The organism is Daejeonella sp. AP26 (genome assembly GCF_056680515.1).
This window is the reverse complement of record NZ_CM155286.1, coordinates 3,406,416-3,424,654: the sequence shown is the minus strand read 5'-3', so window position 1 is coordinate 3,424,654 and position 18,239 is coordinate 3,406,416. Positions and strand designations below refer to the sequence as shown.

Sequence of the window (18,239 nt, the reverse complement as noted above, 5' to 3'; positions counted from 1 at the left end):
ACGCTTTTTTATAGTTTTTCAATTTAGATTTACCTCATGAACCCAGCAATAGCAAAGTTACACCGAATAGCGTCCAAGCCAGAACGACTAATTATTGGTCTCATGTCAGGTACATCTATGGATGGCCTGGATATAGCTTTATGTACTTGCCAGGGCTCAGGTACGGCTTCACGGATTAGCGTTAAAAGGTTCGTTACCGTGCCCTATGACGACGATTTTAGAAAGGAAATTAAAAGCATCTTTTCGAAGCAGACTGTCGATCTCCAGCAGGTATGCATCCTGAATGAAGTAATAGGCATGCGTCATGCCCAGATGATTCTGCAAGCTTTGGATGAGTGGGGTATTTCTCCGCAGGAAGTTGACCTTGTAGCGAGCCATGGACAGACTATTTTTCACGCCCCCAGAATTTTGCATAAGCAGGAAAAGTACCCAAATGCAACAATGCAAATTGGCGATGGCGATCATATAGCTTTAAATACAGGCATTATTACCCTCTGCGATTTCAGGCAGAAGCACCTGGCTGCCGGCGGCGAAGGGGCGCCACTTGCTGTATACGGTGATTATTTGATCTTTTCAAAAGCCAGTGAGAACCGGCTGATGCTCAATATTGGCGGAATTGCTAATTTCACTTATTTACCTGCCGACGGGGACGCAAACAAGGTTTTCTCAACCGATGTCGGACCCGGTAATACGATCATGGATCAATACATACAACATCATTATCCGGGTTTTTATTTCGATAGAGATGCTCAGCTGGCCTCTAAGGGAAACGTAAATCTGGATTTATTGGCAGAGCTATCCGCTCATGAGTTTCTAAATTCCCCAATTCCAAAAACAACAGGGCCAGAACTATTCAACCTTCAGTATTTAGCAAATGCGCAGCAACGTTCAGAAACCAGTTTTATCTCTCATGAAGATGTACTGGCGACTTTATGCAGGTTTACCGCTGATGGTATTGTAGGAGCAATTAACACATGCTTTAGGGAAGGAGAGACGGCGACCATTTTTATGAGCGGCGGTGGGATGCACAATCCGTTACTGGTCAGTTATTTAAAAGCTGGCCTGCCGCAGATGACTTTCCGTACGACGGCTGAACTGGGTATTGATCCGGATGCAAAGGAAGCCGTTCTTTTTGCCATCCTGGCTAACGAAACCGTTGCCGGCGGGGCCACTGATTTTGGAAGCCGCAAGGGTGTACCCTCTGTATGTATGGGTAAAATTTGTCTTCCGGGCTAATTGCTTCAGATAACCTTAACAATCTCCTTGTAAGCTGAAAGAACCTCATCGGTTTCCTCGCGATCCGTTATCAGGTAATCAAGAGCATTTAAATCGCATACCTTCATCTTTTGTACGGAGCCCAGTTTTTCTCCCAGGCTCATGATAGCTAAGCGGCGGGAGGAGCGAATCATTGCTTTTTTCACCTGGATCACTTCCCAGTCTGAATCGGTAATTCCTTCCTTAAAGTCAATGCCATTCGCACCCAGAAAACATAAGTCAACTTTGATCTCTGCCAGTTCGCTCACCGTTTTTGCCCCCATATTGATATGGGCATTTTTACTCAGCTGCCCGCCGATCAGTATCACTGTTAGCAAGCGGCGTTCTGATAATTCTAATGCAACCAAAGGACTGATCGTAAAAAACGTAGCCTCCAGAGTATCAGGTATCATTCGGGCAATTTCAATCATGGTGGTTCCCCCTCCCGTTAATACTACCATGCCTTCAGTCAACAAGGTCACCGCTTTTTGAGCTATTAATTTTTTAGATTCCTGCGCATAAACTTCGTTTAGCTGGTAAGGGAAATGAAAAGACTTCGACAAAGCGCCTCCATGTACTTTTTCTACTTTGCCGGTTTCTGCCAGATTGTTAAGATCGCGACGTATCGTGTCTTCGGAAACCTGTAATTGCGCACTTAGATCAGATGACAAAACCTTATTGTGCAAGTTGATCTGCTTGATTATAAATGCATGCCTTTCTTTCTTGAGCATGTTCCCGTTTGATTGTTCCATATAATTATGGTATGCGCTAATTTTGCGGATTGACCTGCATAAATATAAAATTTTGAGACAGAACTGCCGCTTCCTGCGGTTTTAATTATTCAAAATTAATTGTCTTGAATGATATGTTTTATCCATACTTCGACGTGCGGCAACTGTCCAAGATGCGATTAAGACATATATTATTTGGTGAACAGCTTCTTAATTCAATCTGATTATTAATTATATTTATGTATAAATCATGCAAATATCGGCAAGCCGGTAAATAGTAAGGTTCCGATATAATGATAGAGCCATTCCTACATAGCTTAATTGTTAAAAAAAAACTTACGTATGAAAAAAAATTACTCACCTCGCGGGAGCGGACTCAAAGTAGTTCTCTGGCTTCCGCTATTTCTGATTTACTTTCTCCCGAATGTGAGTGCGCAGGTACAGCGTGTGACCATTACCGGGAAAATCACTGAAGCTTCCGGAGGGCAGTCGATACCCGGAGCACTGATCAAAGTGCAGAATACCAGTTTTGCCACCTCCGCGAATGCTAATGGCAATTACACTTTGCCGGTTGACTTGAATCCCGGAGCATACCAACTTGTATTTTCATTCCTTGGCTATCGTTCCCTCACCAAAAGCGTTCAAATTGGCCAATCAGAAGCACTGGTAGTAAATGCCGAACTTACACAAGATATGGTTGGGTTGGATGAAGTGGTTGTTACCGGTTCGACGGTCAGGGAAAGCCGGCGTCAGCTGGGAAATGCCATAAGTACAGTAAAATCAGGTGATCTGAACCGTACAGGTACCGCAAATTTAATCAGTGCCTTACAGGGAAAAGTACCTGGGGCTCAAATCACCCAAAACTCAGGGGATCCCGCTGGTGGAGTCAGCATTCGATTAAGAGGGGTGAAGTCGGTAATTGGAAGTTCAGATCCGCTTTATGTGATTGATGGGGTTATTTCAAGCAATTCTTCGGTGAATGTATCGCAAACAGCACTAAGTAATCAGGTAGGTAGCGCAAACGTAGGAACCAACCGTTTGGCTGATATTAATCCGGCGGATATAGAAACCATCAACGTTATTAATGGAGCCGCCGCTGCTGCTCAGTATGGGTCGAGGGCAGCTAATGGAGTGGTGATTATAACAACCAAGCGTGGCTCGAGCGCAAAACCAACTATTTCTTTTACTACCAGTTTAAATACGAACGAATTGCGCAATAGGGTGGCTATCACTACATATGGCAAACAGTTCGGCTTCGCGGGCCTGCGTTTGCATACGATAGGTGGAGTTTCTGCTGCACAAATCACTGCCAACCCCGGCACAACGGTAACCCCAATCGTTAGGGAAGGAGTTAGTACTAATCTGGCTACTAATTTAGTAGATGTAACCCGCTATGATTACCAGGATGATATTTTCAGATCAGCAACCGGAACTGATAATAATCTATCCCTTAAAGGTGGAACTGATAACACTCAATATTTCAGTTCCATTTCATACATGAAAAACCAGGGCATTATAAAAGGCACCGATTTTCAACGATATAGCCTCCGCGGTCGCCTGGATCAGCGGATAGCAGACTGGGTAAAAATGTCGGTAGGGCTAAGTTACTCCAATACTCTTTCGAATGAAAAGGCCAATGGGAATGTATTTTATAGTCCTATAAATTCGGTGAATATCACTAATAATATTTGGGATATCACCCAGCGTGACGCCTTTGGTAACCTCAAAGCGGTTGAGCCAACACGGGTGAATCCGCTGACGACCATAGAAGCGATGAAGTTTTCGCAAAGGGTAAACCGCACAGTAAATGATGTCCAGTTTAACTTCACTCCCCTTAAAGGATTAAGCGTTGACTGGATTGCAGGACTGGATAACTACTCGGCCTTGGGCAATAATTTTATACCAGCTTATCCTTATGCTGCAGAAGCTGGGTTGCCCCTGGAAAGATATCCGAATGGTTTTGCTTCAACAGTTAACAATACAGTTACGCTTTTTAACACGGATCTGAATGTAACCTACGAGCGTAATTTAGCGGAAGTATTGAAAATGACTCTCATTGGAGGTGCCAGTTACCAATTTAGCCGCTTTGACTTATCCGGTTCAACCGGCGAGTCATTGGCTCCTTTTATTGAAACTGTGAGTGGTGCGTCCAGCACCACCGTAAAAGCTAATAGTTCCTCCGATAGGTATAATGTCAGTGGTGTTTTTCTTCAATCTACTTTCAACTATAAAAGTTTATTCTACTTAACAGGGGCAGTAAGAAATGACCGATCTTCTAAATTTTCTCCATCTGAAACAAACCAGGTCTATCCAAAAGTGAGCTCAAGCTTTGTGCTCTCAGATATCAACGGCTGGAAGGATAATTCTTTCACGAAGAATATCGATGCATTAAGATTCAGACTGTCATGGGGGCAGGCAGGAAATTTAACAGGAATTGGTTCTTACGATCGTTTCTGGCAATTTACAGCGATTCCATTTTTAGGAAAAAATACCATCACTCCGAGCTCAACTTTAGCTAATCCACGGGTAAGGCCCGAACGAATGACTGAAACGGAAGGTGGTTTTGATCTGACGCTAATCAATAATCGAGTCAACATTGGCTTCACAGCCTATAAGCAAAAGGTTAAAGATTTAGTTGTTAACCGGGTTTTAGCCTCTACGAGCGGCGGTACCAGTATTGTTAACAATGTTGGAACCTTGGAGAACAAGGGACTTGAGATTTCTTTAGGAGTTAACCCTGTAAAGACCGATATTTTTAATTGGGAGACCACTCTGTTATTTAATCATAATAAAAACAAAATGCTCAGCCTTGGAAGTCCCACAGTGCCGATCAGTACCGTTTCGGGAGCGCCGGTTTTCCTTGTTGAAGGACAGCCATCATCAGTCTTTTATGGTAATCCTTATGCCCGTAACGCAGATGGATCTTTATTGCTTACAAGTCAGGGTTTGCCACAACGTGAAAGAGGAACTCAAACCGGTACAACTACCTTTACTCCCCAACGCGATGCAAGCGGACAACCCACAGGGGCATTTGTTCGAACAATAATTGGCGATCCTAATCCAGAATGGACCGGTTCGTTTGCAAACAATATTTCTTACAAAAAGGCTAGTCTGCGATTTTTGGTGGATGTGCTAAGTGGTGCCGATGTATTTAATGCTGATAAACGAACCCGACAGAACGTGGGCATTGGAGATCTTGCAGAGAAGGAACTTAAGGGCGAATTACCACGCGGATATATTTTCGCACTGGTTCCTATTGAAGAGTTCAGAGTAGATAATGGATCTTTTGTTAAACTAAGGGAAGTATCCTTAAATTATCAATTGCCAAACTTTGTTAAAGGTTTAAGCAGTATGAATATTACTGTTGCCGGGCGCAACCTGTTTTCAAGGGATGATTACAATGGCTATGATCCTGAAACGAATGCAGGCGGGAACAGCGACCTGTTGAGAGGAGTAGATTTTGGAAACGTGCCCATTCCCAGGAGTTTTCAGATACAATTATCTGCCTCTTTTTAGGATTCTGGATTCATACTAAATCACATGAAAATGAAAAAATTACTGATCAATATATTACTGACTCTGGGAGTTATTTGCCTGGATTCATGTAAAAAGGAATATCTTAACCCTGGTTCGGCAAGCGAGCAGCAAGTAATAAATGATGCTAACGGATTAATTTCGTTAGCTAACGGCTTGCAAGCTCGCTTTACAGTAAGCCGGGTAAGCCCGGTTTACAATTACATCACCGCCAGCGGTTTATCAACTTTTGAGTTAGCCGTGCTCAATGATGGAAATACCGACGAAGCTAACCTTAGAAACGGTGGACTTGCCGTTCAGGGAAATAATGCGGTAATAAGGAACCTTTGGGAGCAATGTCATTTGGTTAAAGCCAACGCTGACATTGTTATTAGCAATAGTGAGAAAGTTGCCGATGCAGGCACCCGAAGTGGTCTCATAGCTTTTGCTTCTATCTTCCGCGCCCTGTCGCTGGGAACTTTAGCTCAGTTCTGGGAGCAGGCACCCATCGCCGTGCAAACTGATGCAGTATTTAGTTCCAGGGAGGACTTATTGAAAGAGGCTGTCAGTACGCTGGAAGCCGCTTCGGCCACGCTTACAGCAACCCCTCCATCGGCCACCTTTACAGCTAAGATCGTTCCGGCGATTGACATTTCTAACACTATTAATGCCCTGATTGCCAGATATAGCATCATGCTGGGAGACAATGATAAGGCTATAGCGGCGTCAAACCTGGTAAATCTCACGATTAAGTCCGCTTTTGCGTTTGATGAGGCCAGTAGAAATCCGATGTTCGAAACTTCGTTCAGTAACCGCAACGTTGCCGAACCCTTTAACAGAAGCTTTGGATTGCCGCCTGCCCTCGCCCCGGATCCCAATGATAAACGTACCTTATTTTACTTTTCTCAGTCCGGAATTGCCGGTGATAACATTGGGAAGGCTAGCTTCTACACCACTAACAGTTCACAAATTCCGGTCTATCTCCCTGGGGAATTGATTCTGATCAAATCGGAAGCCTTTGCCCGCAAAGGCGACCTCGCAAATGCGATTATCGAATTAAATAAAGTGCTGACAAAAACTCCGGCTCAGGATGCCTGGAGTTTAGGTGCTAGCTTGCCTCCATATTCCGGCGCAATTACTCAAGATGCGGTTTTGCAGGAAATATACCGGAACAGGTGTATTGAGTTGTTTTTATCGGGAATGAAGCTTGAAGATTCACGTCGTTTCGGTCGGCCAGGTCCTTCTGGTGTTGGAGCCGAACGTAACCGAACCTTCTATCCCTATCCTCAATCTGAAAAAGATAACAATCCTCAAAATACGCCTCAGGATCCAACTGAGTAACTGGCTCAGTTTTCCCGGGATGTAAGCAATTAGATATTTTATAAATATCTCAGAAAGGCCGCCACAAACAGTGACGGCCTTCTTTAATTCTCAGCTGTAAGAATCCCTACCATGCGGACAAATTGTCCAACGCAAATAATCCAGCGAATTAGGCAAGGCTGTTTTCTAACTTCCTAATTCGTCCCGTAAACCTGCATAAAACCGCAAATTTTCTTCTTAGCTTATAAGAATGTTTGTGTGCCAGCAAATTCCTGGTAAACTTCTCCGAGATTACTATATGCTTAGTATGTGCTTACTATATACTTACTATGTGCTCACTATATAAATTATATAGTAATTACCCTGTTATCACATGGTGATCATATTGCAAGGCTGGTACCGGTCAGACCCGGGTCCCAACCCCCAGAAAGCCCATCTATTCTGCATCAGGCACGAGTTTAAGATTTTGGAAATGTTGATTGCAGTCTGGATTTATGTTGTTTTCGATCTTGTAAAAAGATGCCCGGAGTTTCAGCAATTCATTAAATACCTAACAGAATGAGAAAGCTCAGAGCTATTTGCCTGGTTAGTCTGCATTTATTTGCGGTATTTTAATTTAACAATTAAGTTACACTCAGATAATTTAAGGGACTTTAGGAATTAACTCAGTTTCGCTAATTTATTGCTTTAAAGGAGGTTTTAGGAGGTCGTAAACGGGTTCTAAGTGTAGGGCATACACACTAAGTGCTTTACAATAAGGCACCTATAAACCGCAATTCAAACGATAATTAACAAGATATTTCTTGCGTATATGTGCAATATGTTTCATTTTAGATGTCGGATAATGAGTTTATCGTAAAACTTATTACGATAGATTAAACGAACTATTTAATACCCACACCAAACAATTAAAAAAGTTAACGTATGAAAAAAAGACTACTCGTGTTGTTATTGGGTATCTTCTTTGTCACTGTACAAGCTTTAGCACAAACCCAACTTAAAGTTGTAAGTGGTAAAGTAACAGATGAGGATGCCTTACCCCTTCCGGGCGTATCTGTAAAGATCAAGGGAACAACTACCGGCACTCAAACGAGTGCGGACGGTGCTTACACCATTCAGGCCAGCCAGGGTCAGGTCCTGGTATTCAGCTTCATCGGAACTGTAAGTCAGGAGCGGACCGTAAGTGCCCAAAATGTAATTAACGTAACATTAAAAGCGGATGCTACTTCTTTGGATGAAGTGGTGGTTACTGCACTTGGAGCCAGTGTTCAAAAAAGGTCATTGGGGACTGCCCAGCAAGTTGTTAAGGGCGCAGAAATAGCCAGTACTCAACGGGAGAATTTCATTAACTCTTTACAGGGCCGAATTGCGGGGGTTGAAGTAAACAACTCGTCTGGAGTTCCCGGAGCTTCTTCTTCCATTACTATCCGTGGTGTGAGTTCGATAAGCGGAAGCAACCAGCCCTTATTTATTGTGGATGGTTTGCCAATTGACAACAAGACCTTGAATTCTAATGTTTTTGCCTCTGATGCTCCAGGCTCGGCTACAGCTTTTAATAACAGGGGAGTAGACTTTACAAACCGTGCTGCAGATATAAATCCGGAAGACATTGAAAACCTTGTGGTTTTGAAAGGCCCTGAAGCAGCAGCATTGTATGGTATTGATGCCGCTAACGGTGCAATTGTTATCACCACGAAACGAGGAAAAGCCGGTGTTGGTTCTATTAACTATAGTAATAGTTTCCGTATCGAGAGTACAAATTCTCAACCCGAACTTCAAACTAAGTATGGTCTGGGATTAAGTGGGCAGCCTGCAATTGCAACCAGTACATTATACGGTGCATATTACAATTATGGACCAGAGTACGCGCCCGGGACAAAGTTGTATAATAACGTGGACGACTTCTTTCAGACAGCCCTCACCCAAAAACATAATTTGTCTTTTGACGGTGGTACCGATAAATTAACCTATCGGATTTCATCTTCCTACACCAATCAGGAAGGTGTAGTTCCTAATTCTAAATATGACAGGATTACCTTAAACGGTTCTGCAGGGGGTCAAGTAAATAAATGGTTAAAGACAGATCTTTCCATGTCTTATACCTACGCCAATAATGATCAGCCTTTCAAAGGTGCTACCGGTCCTTTACTGTCATTATTAGCATGGCCTCAGATTGACGATGCCAGAAATTACCTGAACCCATCGGGGTCACGCCGTTTGTTGAATTTTGCTACTTTAGGAAGTTCTGAGTTGGACAATCCTTACTTCAACATCAACAAAAATAAGATCAACGCTAAAACAAACAGGATCACTTCAAACCTGGGTTTAACCATTACACCGTTCAAATGGCTTAACATTAAATCTAATATCGGAGTAGATTCTTATACCAATCAGAACCTTGCTTTACGCCATCCTGAAAGTGCTGCAGCTTTTAGCCGCGGTGGTTTGCTGGATATTGCAAATGATATAACCCGAAATATTAACCTTCAAAACTTGTTCAGTTTAACCAAGCAAAAGCTGACGGACGATTTTTCGTTTGAAGCTACACTTGGGAATTCATTGCAGGATCTTAAATCAAATGTTGATGCAGGGGGTGGAGAAAACTTCTTGGACCCGAACTTTATTTCGTTAAACAACTTAACAAATAAGCTGGTAAGGACTACCATATCCCAGCGTCGCTTAGTAAGCTTCTTTGGAACGGCAACGCTTTCCTATAAGGATTACCTTTACTTAACCGCTACCGGTCGTAATGACTTAACCTCTACTATTCCGGTTGATCGCTACTCTTTCTTTTACCCTTCTATCTCAGGAAGTTTTGTATTTAGTGATGTTCCAGCTTTTGAGGGAATTAAAAAATACATTACATCGGGTAAACTTAGAGGAGCATATGCCGCCGTGGGTAAAGATGCAAAACCGTATGCTTATACTCCTGCTCTGGAAAATAAGTTGACTGTCGGAGGAGGATATGGTTTTGGATTTACTGGTCCGAACCCGCTTTTAAAACCTGAGTTTGCAAAATCTTTCGAATTCGGTACTGAATTAGCTTTTCTAAATGATCGTTTAGGTTTAGATGTGACTGTATATCGTAAAGAAACAACAGACCAAATCGTAAACGACATTCGTAGCAGTTATGCAACCGGATTTATTTTGTTAAACCTGAATGGTGCTAAAACGCGCAACGAAGGGTTAGAAATAACGTTGAGAGGCACTCCAATACAGAATCAGAACTTCAGCTGGAATGTACTGGCTAACTTCGAGTCTGCAAATGGTAAGGTAATCGTATTGCCAAACTCACTTCCGGAATCTTATGTTTCTGATACCTGGTTATATGGAAACGTTCGGAATGGGAGCACACCGGGATACTCAACCCGTTCATTAACTGGTTTTTTCTACCGTCGTAACAAGGAGGGCCAGATTCTGATCAGCCCATCCAGCGGTTTGCCAATTCGTTCAACAACTTTTGTTGAGGGCGGATACGATCGCCAGCCCGATTTCAGCATTGGTTTGACCAACAGCTTCTCATACAAAAACTTTGCTTTGCAATTCCTTTTAGATATCCGCAAGGGTGGAGATGTTTTAAATGCGACGGAACACTTCCTGACTGCTTTTGGATTGAGTACCCGTACTCTGGACCGTGAAGAATCACGTGTAATTCCTGGGGTTTTACAGGATGGTAAAGAAAACACTGCCAATCCAACTCCAAATAACCTAGTTGTGAACCCGTACTATAATAGCAGTTATTACACAGGAATAAGCGAGGAGTTATTCATTGAAAAAGATATCAATTGGGTAAGGATGAAAGATATAACCTTGAGTTATAAGCTTCCAGCTAAGTTACTCAGCAAGCAGGGATTTATTAAAAATGCAAGTGTATTCGCAACCGGTACAGATTTATTTCTAATTACCAATTATTCAGGTATGGATCCCGTTGTAAACGGAAATACCGCCGCGGTTGGTGGATCTGGGGCTGCGGGAATTGATTTTGGGAATTTTCCAATGCCTCGCGGAGTTAATTTTGGGGTTAAAATCGGCTTGTAAAAAAAGAAAAATATGAAAAGGATATATATAATACTATTAACCGCCTGTATGATTACGGCAAGCGGTTGTAAGAAATATTTGGATGTAAATACTAATCCCAATGCTCCTCAATCGGTGACCGCTAATCTATACCTGTCACCAATGCTGCATTGGATGGCCACCGCGCCACAGTATGATGCACGGTTTATAGGCAGATACACTCAGAACTGGACACTAACCTCGTTAAACAGTACCTGGGATCGACATGGATATGATCCATCATCGGATAACGGGGGCCAGTTATGGCGGGAGGTTTATTGGACTTTTGGTCAGAATTTAGAAGACATGACTGCAAAAGCCGAAGCTGAAGAAAGATGGGACCTTTTGGGAGTTGCCCAAATTCTAAAAGCGTGGGGCTGGCAGGCAATTACTGACATTCATGGTGAAATCATCGTAAAAGAAGCGATCGACCCTACTAAATTTGTTTTCAACTATGACAGCCAGGAATTTGCGTATACTGAAATTCAGCGTTTGCTAAAACTGGCTATTACCAATCTTGAGAGAACTGATGGCGCGGTTGACGCGGCTTTTTTAGGCAAGACTGACCTGATCTATAAAGGTGACCGCACTAAATGGTTGAAGTTTGCTTATGGGCTGCTTGCAACCAACTTAAATCATTACAGTAACAAATCGGCACTCTACAAACCAGATGATGTAATTGCTGCGGTGGATAAATCATTTGCTGGAAATGTAGATGACGCATTATTGTTTTATACTGGTAATTTCAACGACGACCGGAATTTTCTTGGTGCAACGAGGAATAATATAACCACTTATCGCCAGACTTTGTATGCTTTAAGTTTGCTTGATGGAACGGGACGTTTTACAGGTGTGGATGATCCAAGAAAAAGCCGCATACTGGCACCTTCTCCGGATGGGGAGTACAGGGGCTTAAATCCAACATTTGGGGTTGGCGCTTTGACTGCGGAACAACAGCCGCTTAACTTTTTCGGATATACCGGAACTCCGGTAGTTGGATCACCAAGCCGCTACATTTTTGATGATAAGTCCAAGCTTCCGATAATGACCTATTCACAACTTCAGTTTATTAAAGCTGAAGCAGCGTTTAAGAAAGGGGACAGGGCGACTGCTTTGGATGCGTACACGAAAGGAGTTTCTTCCCATATTGATTTTGTGAATGCAAGGAACCTGGATAACAACCAGTCGCCGACACAAATCTCAAGTGCAGAAAAAGAGGCTTATCTTGCCTCTCCAGTTGTAATCCCAGCGATGGAGAACCTTACTCTATCTCAGATTATGGGTCAAAAGTATATTGCGCAATTTGGTTGGGGACACTTAGAGCAGTGGATGGATTTGAGAAGATACCACTATACTGATCTTGATCCGGCAACAGGTGACCAGGTGTTCCAGGGGTTCACTATTCCTACAAATCTTTATCCTGATAATGCAGGACTGCCTGTTTACCGTATAAGACCACGGTATAACTCGGAGTATGTTTGGAACCGGGAAAGTTTAGATAAGATTGGCGGCTTAGCTGTTGACTATCACACTAAACCAACCTGGATTGTAACACCATAAATAAGAGCAGAGATGAAAAGAAATTATAAAGCATTAGTAGTTATACTACTATCCATATTTAGTGCTTCCTGTGAAAAAAATGCCATTCAGGAAATTGATTCCCCGTTTACTGGGGGAGCTCAAATAAAGTTTTTCAACTTTGGGGTAAGCTCGCCGTCTGTCAACTTTTATGCAAATGACGTAAAGATGTCGGCTACCACTAACGCAACCGGTGTTGAAAGCCCTACGGGAGTTGTTTACGGCAATGTTTTTCCGTCAACTACCTACAGTTTGATTAAAGAAGGATCCTATACCTTCAAAGGTCAAATTTCTGCAACTGCGCTTGTAGATCCGAATTTAGTGGTGGCAAGTCTAACTGCCCCCGTTGAAAGCGGAAAATACTATTCGTTATATACTTCAGGGATATATAATTCTACAGCAAAAACCACCGACGCTTTTATTGTAGAGGACAAATTACCGGCAGCCGATCGTACTGCACCATTTGTCCGCTTTGTAAACGGAATCTCAAATGCACCATCAGCTATGGACCTGGTAGTAAAGAACACCACCTCAGGCGCTGAAATAGTTGTAGCCACGGCAGTAGCTTATAAAAGTGCATCCGAATTCGCCAAAATTCCTTTTGGTGTCTATGAGGTCTTCGCTCGTTATCCGGGGTCTAATACAAATACAATTACGCGAAACGGTACATCCGTTGTTTCTTTTGAGCCAGGAAAGGTTTATACGATCAGCTCGCGCGGAGATATTACGGTGGTTTCCGCCACCCTCGCAACCCGTCCGTTTCTTGACAATACGGCTAATCGCTAAGGGCGAATTTTCTAAATATTTAAACCCTGTCACGAATGGCAGGGTTTTTTTATTCAAAATAGCTCGCCTAAGTGACTATTTTACGTCTTCATTACAATTAGCACTGTTTATAACTCCAATTGAAACCCAACATCATCCTATGAATTTGTTAAGGAAAGTCGCGTTATTAAGCTTGCTGGTTATCGCATCAAGTCTTTGTCAGGCACAGTCTTTTAAGTTCGCATTCATTTCCGATACGCACATTGGAGGCAATACCGCCGCAGAAGATTTGAGGCGTACGGTTGCCGATATAAACGCCAACGGTGCTTTAAGTTTTGTCGTAATAACCGGAGACATCACTGAATTTGGGTCTGACGACGAACTGAAGTTAGCAAAGCAGATATTAGATAGCTTAGATAAACCCTGGCATATCATTCCGGGTAACCATGATTCTAACTGGTCGGAAAGTGGAAGCAATAGCTTTCGGAAGGTCTTTGGCGCAGAGACTTTTTCCTTTACACATAACGGGTATCTCTTTGCCGGTACGAGTTCAGGACCGAATATGCGCATGGGACCGGGGCAAGTTCCAAGGGAGAATATCGTATGGCTTGACTCTGTTTTAAACCATATGGAAAAACCGGAAATGCCGGTGATCTATCTTAATCACTATCCGCAGGATTTCGAACAGAATAATTGGTATGACGCTATTGATCGTTTAAAGAAGCGAAACGTGCAGCTTTTGCTTTGTGGACACGGACACAATAACCGTCTCCTTAAGCTGGATGGGATCCCGTCGGTGATGGGTCGTTCCAATCTCAGGGCTAAAGATAGCATCGGAGGGTACAACATAGTTTCTTTTCAAAACGACTCGGCCATTTTTGAGGTACGGACTCCGGTTTTGGCAACTCAGAGAACATGGCTTTCCGTACCATTGGTAAACCACCACTTTAAAAATGATACCACAAGGTATTTCAGGCCTGACTATACCGTTAACAGCAAGTATCCGGAGGTAAAAGAAGTCTGGAAATATCGGGACAAAAGTGATGTTGGCGCTGGAACCGCAGTAGCTGGCAAACTCATTATTGCCACTAACACCAGTGGTCATATATATGCTTTGGACGGCAAAACCGGTAAACAGAAATGGACATTTGCTACCGGAGGTAAAATCTATTCAACTCCTGCGGTATCGAAAGGGCGGGTTGTTGTTGGCTCATCCGATAATTATATTTACTGCCTGTCCACTTCATCCGGGACACTAATCTGGAAAGCGCATGCTCAGAAACCAGTTCTGGGCTCCCCTGTCATAAAAAAGGGACAAGTCTTTATCGGTGCTTCTGATGGTCACTTCAGGGCATTTAACTTAAAAACGGGTAAGCTCCTTTGGGATTTCGATAAAGTGAACGGGTTCGTGGTAACCAAGCCTTTAGTCTATCAGGATAAAGTTTTTTTTGGTACCTGGAATAATGATTTCTATTCATTAGATATCCAGACCGGCAAGCTCATCTGGAAATGGAGTAATGGTGCTGCAACCAGAATGTTTTCTCCTGCGGCCTGTTATCCGGTGGGCGCTAATGGACGGATATTCCTGGTGGCTCCTGACAGATACATGACTTCCTTAAACGCCTCCACAGGCGAGGTGATATGGCGCAAGCAAATGAAGGATATCCGTGTTCGTGAATCAATGGGATTGTCGGCAGATAGCTCGCTCGTCTTTGTAAAGACAATGGATGGTCAACTGTATGGAATATCGTCTGCTGCTGATTCGATGCAACTGGAATGGAAATCAAATCTCCAGCTTCCATATGAGTTGAGCCCGTCAGCCATTGTCGAAAAAGGGAATATTGTTTATGTGCCCTCTCATGCAGGGCTAGCTTCAGCCATCGACAGAGAATCAGGAAAAGTAATTTGGCAGTATAAGATATCTAATTCGCTTTTAAATCCTCTATTGCCAGTTGGAAAGAGTAAGGTGATTGTTAGTTCGATGGATGGAACTATAACGTGCTTGAGTTACCAGGTAAGAAGAGGGTTGACCACAAATTAACTCAGATCTTGCTACAAACTAAGTGGGTTAATAGATCGGGTTTATGTAAGCCAGCAACTCTTCTCTTCGAAATAGCAAAAGAATATTGTTAAATAAAAAAGCCCGTTCCTATCTCTTAGGAACGGGCTTTTATTTAAAGAAGGCGGGACTAAAACAGCTTCAAGCCTAGACTTAAATGAAAAAGATTTTGTTTTTGATCGTACTTGTCGCTTTTGCTGATGTTGCTTAAACCGGCTTCGTAGCGAAGATCTACGGTTAAATTGCCTACATCAACTCCTGCGCCGGCTTGCAGACCTAGTGCCTGATCTTTGTAATCCTGGATACTTTCATAAGCGCTATCGGTAGTGGTTGACTTATCGACGACAAAGGAAATTACAGGGCCGGCCATCAAACGGAAATTTAGCTTATTAGGGCCAAACTTAGTTCCCAGTAATATCGGCAGGTCCAGCGTAGTAAATTTAACTTCGCCATCCACTTCCGTTTCTGTACCTCCGTTTATTATAATAGGATTTTCTCCTCCTTTACTTCCGAGGTACAATTCGGGTTGCAGGTATATTCCGGCACCGCCTAATCGGGTCCAAACACCAAACTGATATCCTAATATACTATTGGCATCTGTAAGGTCTGCATCGGATTTTAATTGAGAATAATTTGCGCCAGCCTTTACGCCACCGGTAAATGAAGGTAATTGCGCTAATGCAGCAACTGACGTTGTTATCAGCAAGCCTGCAACGAGGATGAGTTTCTTCATAATTTCAAATATTTAAAAGTAGTATGCCATTAAACAAAAAGCATGCAAAAATATTGTTTACTTAATAAGTACCTTAAAGGATTTAGAATTCTCATGATTAAGTATACTTTTGTACAAATCTAAGCCATGGCAGAAATTAGCATCAGCAATAAGGAATGGGAACGTTTAAAGTTGAAGGTTCAGCGTAAATATAATCACCTAAGCGATGATGACCTGGCATATCAGGAAGGACAGGAAGAAGAATTGATCAACCGGCTGATGGAACGAGTGAAACGTGATCGTCAATACGTTGTTTTTACTTTGAAAAAGGGGTTAATCAATATCGATAACAACCGCTTATAGTAACCACCAAAATCCTTTAAGCAGCAGAAGACTACATTTCTGCAACCCTGCTACTATCGTACTCCTTTTTTCGTAATTTAGTTTGCATAATATCAGGGTATGAATTATTCGCAAAAACTATTCAGAGGAACAATTAGAAAAAGTGTTGTAGCCGGAGCTTTTCTGGTGGGAATTTTTTCTTTCTCTTTTGTTGACGACCTGTTCGAGATATCTAAGAATACAGACATATTTCTTTCGGTGTATAAGGATCTGAACATCAATTATGTTGATGAGGTTCACCCGTCAAAAATAATGAAAACCGGCATAGACGCGATGCTGGATGATCTGGATCCATATACCGAATACATTCCGGAGTCGGAGATTGAAAACTATAAACTTAAGTATGTAAGCACTCAGTATGGCGGGGTGGGCTCAAGTATTATTAACCGGGATGGAAAGATTATCATTTCAGAAACTTTCAAGGACTTTCCGGCTCAAAAAGCTGATGTGCGTTCCGGGGATGAGCTTCTTCAGATTAATGCTGTTCCCCTAAAAGGAAAGACCAGTGAACAAGTTAGCCTGATGCTTAAAGGTCCGAAAGGTACCCCGGTGACCTTGCTGATACGTCGGCCGGCAGTTTCTCAGCCTATTGAGAAGAAGCTGACGCGGGAAGAAATAAAGCAGGATAACGTGACCTACTACGGGATGTTACCGAACAATATAGGGTATATAAAGCTCGATAAATTTCTTGAAAACTCAGGTCAGGAGGTTAAAGAAGCATTATTGGAGTTGCAAAAGAATAATTTACAGGGCTTGGTTTTAGATCTGAGATACAACGGTGGCGGTATATTGCAGGAAGCTGTCAAAATCGTCAATCTTTTTGTAGACAAGGATGTGAAGGTGGTGACTCAGAAGGGTCGCAACATTGAAAAGACAATCAATTACAAAACTTTTAATACAGCCCTCGAACCAAATCTGCCTCTGGTGGTCCTGGTAAACAACCGGTCCGCTTCAGCATCAGAGATTGTTGCGGGTTCATTACAGGATTTGGACCGTGCTGTTATTATTGGGCAGCGCAGCTTCGGTAAAGGTCTGGTTCAGCAAACCTTCAACCTTCCATACAATAGTCTGGTAAAGATAACCGTAGCAAAGTATTATACTCCTTCTGGCCGATGCATACAGGCGCTCGATTATACCCACCGCGATTCTGAGGGGAGTGTTGTTAAGGTTGCGGATTCGCTGATATCGCAGTATAAGACCCGCAGCGGACGCTTTGTTTATGATGGCAGTGGAATTTACCCAGATGTATTTGTAAAACCACTTAAATACAACCTGATTACGCAGACTCTGGCAAGTAAATTTTACATTTTTGATTATGCTACCCAGTATCGAAGTGAGAATGCTTCAATTCCGAGTGCCGACAAATTTAAACTGTCTGATAGTGAGTACACCAAATTTGTTAGTTTTTTATCAGGGAAGGATTATGACTATAAAACAAAAACAGAAAAGTTATTAGGTGATTTGAAAGAAGAGGCCGACAAAGAAAATAAGCTTGCAGAAATAAAGTCAGAGTTTGACGCATTAAACTTAAAAGTGAGCCACAGTAAAAAGAATGACCTTCTTCAGTTTAAGGAAGAGATCCGGAAAGTTTTGGAAAACGAAATTGTATCCCGGTATTATTTTGAACGGGGGCGTGTTGAACAGGGTTTCCAGTATGATAGAGATATGAATGAAGCTTTGAAGGTAATAGCCAACCGTTCCGTATTTGCATCCATACTGAAAGGTGAAGGGACTTTTAAAACTATAGGCAAGCCCGGCGAAGATTTCTCTGCCCGCGCGGGGGAATGAAACCAGTCGGTTTGAACTACTATATAGCAAAAATGGCCTGGATTTAATATCCAGACCATTT

The 18,239-nt window shown here is 42.6% G+C and carries 11 protein-coding genes; 9 read left to right on the top strand and 2 right to left on the bottom strand.

The window, feature by feature from the left end; translation table 11 throughout:
- The first annotated feature begins 36 nt into the window (after window positions 1–36).
- Window positions 37–1,236 carry an anhydro-N-acetylmuramic acid kinase gene (locus AC1MCB_RS14555; protein ID WP_479965432.1) on the top strand — a complete coding sequence of 400 codons (1,200 nt, stop codon included), beginning with the start codon at window positions 37–39 and terminating at the stop codon, window positions 1,234–1,236.
- 5 nt (window positions 1,237–1,241) lie between these two features.
- Here AC1MCB_RS14555 and AC1MCB_RS14550 read toward each other — a convergent pair whose 3' ends face one another.
- Window positions 1,242–1,985 (bottom strand): DeoR/GlpR family DNA-binding transcription regulator, encoded by a 744-nt coding sequence (locus tag AC1MCB_RS14550; protein ID WP_479968747.1) that lies wholly within the window; start codon window positions 1,983–1,985, stop codon window positions 1,242–1,244.
- Window positions 1,986–2,327: 342 nt separating this feature from the next.
- Here AC1MCB_RS14550 and AC1MCB_RS14545 point away from each other — a divergent pair, with 342 nt between their 5' ends.
- The 6 genes from AC1MCB_RS14545 (at window position 2,328) to AC1MCB_RS14520 (ending at window position 15,258) form a co-directional block, all read left to right on the top strand.
- Window positions 2,328–5,501, top strand: coding sequence for a SusC/RagA family TonB-linked outer membrane protein (locus AC1MCB_RS14545; RefSeq protein ID WP_479965431.1), 3,174 nt, complete (start codon window positions 2,328–2,330; stop codon window positions 5,499–5,501).
- Window positions 5,502–5,531: 30 nt separating this feature from the next.
- Complete coding sequence (locus AC1MCB_RS14540; protein ID WP_479965430.1) at window positions 5,532–6,839, top strand: RagB/SusD family nutrient uptake outer membrane protein; 1,308 nt, start codon at window positions 5,532–5,534, stop codon at window positions 6,837–6,839.
- Between the two features lie 903 nt (window positions 6,840–7,742).
- Complete coding sequence (locus tag AC1MCB_RS14535) at window positions 7,743–10,856, top strand: SusC/RagA family TonB-linked outer membrane protein (protein WP_479965429.1); 3,114 nt, start codon at window positions 7,743–7,745, stop codon at window positions 10,854–10,856.
- A gap of 12 nt (window positions 10,857–10,868) precedes the next feature.
- Window positions 10,869–12,434: a SusD/RagB family nutrient-binding outer membrane lipoprotein gene (locus tag AC1MCB_RS14530; protein WP_479965428.1), complete on the top strand. Its 1,566-nt coding sequence runs from the start codon at window positions 10,869–10,871 to the stop codon at window positions 12,432–12,434.
- A gap of 12 nt (window positions 12,435–12,446) precedes the next feature.
- Window positions 12,447–13,238 carry a DUF4397 domain-containing protein gene (locus AC1MCB_RS14525; RefSeq protein WP_479965427.1) on the top strand — a complete coding sequence of 264 codons (792 nt, stop codon included), beginning with the start codon at window positions 12,447–12,449 and terminating at the stop codon, window positions 13,236–13,238.
- A 139-nt stretch (window positions 13,239–13,377) separates the two neighbouring features.
- Window positions 13,378–15,258: an outer membrane protein assembly factor BamB family protein gene (locus AC1MCB_RS14520; RefSeq protein ID WP_479965426.1), complete on the top strand. Its 1,881-nt coding sequence runs from the start codon at window positions 13,378–13,380 to the stop codon at window positions 15,256–15,258.
- A gap of 148 nt (window positions 15,259–15,406) precedes the next feature.
- On the opposite strand, the gene AC1MCB_RS14515 is transcribed toward AC1MCB_RS14520, so the two are convergent.
- On the bottom strand, window positions 15,407–16,009 hold the full coding sequence (locus AC1MCB_RS14515; protein WP_479965425.1) for a porin family protein: 603 nt from the start codon (window positions 16,007–16,009) through the stop codon (window positions 15,407–15,409).
- A 126-nt stretch (window positions 16,010–16,135) separates the two neighbouring features.
- Here AC1MCB_RS14515 and AC1MCB_RS14510 point away from each other — a divergent pair, with 126 nt between their 5' ends.
- Window positions 16,136–16,351 (top strand): CsbD family protein, encoded by a 216-nt coding sequence (locus tag AC1MCB_RS14510; RefSeq protein WP_479965424.1) that lies wholly within the window; start codon window positions 16,136–16,138, stop codon window positions 16,349–16,351.
- 99 nt (window positions 16,352–16,450) lie between these two features.
- Window positions 16,451–18,178 carry a S41 family peptidase gene (locus tag AC1MCB_RS14505; protein ID WP_479965423.1) on the top strand — a complete coding sequence of 576 codons (1,728 nt, stop codon included), beginning with the start codon at window positions 16,451–16,453 and terminating at the stop codon, window positions 18,176–18,178.
- Window positions 18,179–18,239: the final 61 nt, after the last annotated feature.

Excerpts from the sequence above, each read along its gene's own strand:
- AC1MCB_RS14510 (WP_479965424.1), top strand. The coding sequence starts at position 16,136 with ATGGCAGAAATTAGCATCAGCAATAAGGAATGGGAACGTTTAAAGTTG.
- AC1MCB_RS14545 (WP_479965431.1), top strand. The coding sequence starts at position 2,328 with ATGAAAAAAAATTACTCACCTCGCGGGAGCGGACTCAAAGTAGTTCTC.
- AC1MCB_RS14530 (WP_479965428.1), top strand. The coding sequence starts at position 10,869 with ATGAAAAGGATATATATAATACTATTAACCGCCTGTATGATTACGGCA.
- AC1MCB_RS14540 (WP_479965430.1), top strand. The coding sequence starts at position 5,532 with ATGAAAAAATTACTGATCAATATATTACTGACTCTGGGAGTTATTTGC.
- AC1MCB_RS14550 (WP_479968747.1), bottom strand. The coding sequence starts at position 1,985 with ATGCTCAAGAAAGAAAGGCATGCATTTATAATCAAGCAGATCAACTTG.
- AC1MCB_RS14505 (WP_479965423.1), top strand. The coding sequence starts at position 16,451 with ATGAATTATTCGCAAAAACTATTCAGAGGAACAATTAGAAAAAGTGTT.
- AC1MCB_RS14525 (WP_479965427.1), top strand. The coding sequence starts at position 12,447 with ATGAAAAGAAATTATAAAGCATTAGTAGTTATACTACTATCCATATTT.
- AC1MCB_RS14555 (WP_479965432.1), top strand. The coding sequence starts at position 37 with ATGAACCCAGCAATAGCAAAGTTACACCGAATAGCGTCCAAGCCAGAA.
- AC1MCB_RS14515 (WP_479965425.1), bottom strand. The coding sequence starts at position 16,009 with ATGAAGAAACTCATCCTCGTTGCAGGCTTGCTGATAACAACGTCAGTT.
- AC1MCB_RS14520 (WP_479965426.1), top strand. The coding sequence starts at position 13,378 with ATGAATTTGTTAAGGAAAGTCGCGTTATTAAGCTTGCTGGTTATCGCA.
- AC1MCB_RS14535 (WP_479965429.1), top strand. The coding sequence starts at position 7,743 with ATGAAAAAAAGACTACTCGTGTTGTTATTGGGTATCTTCTTTGTCACT.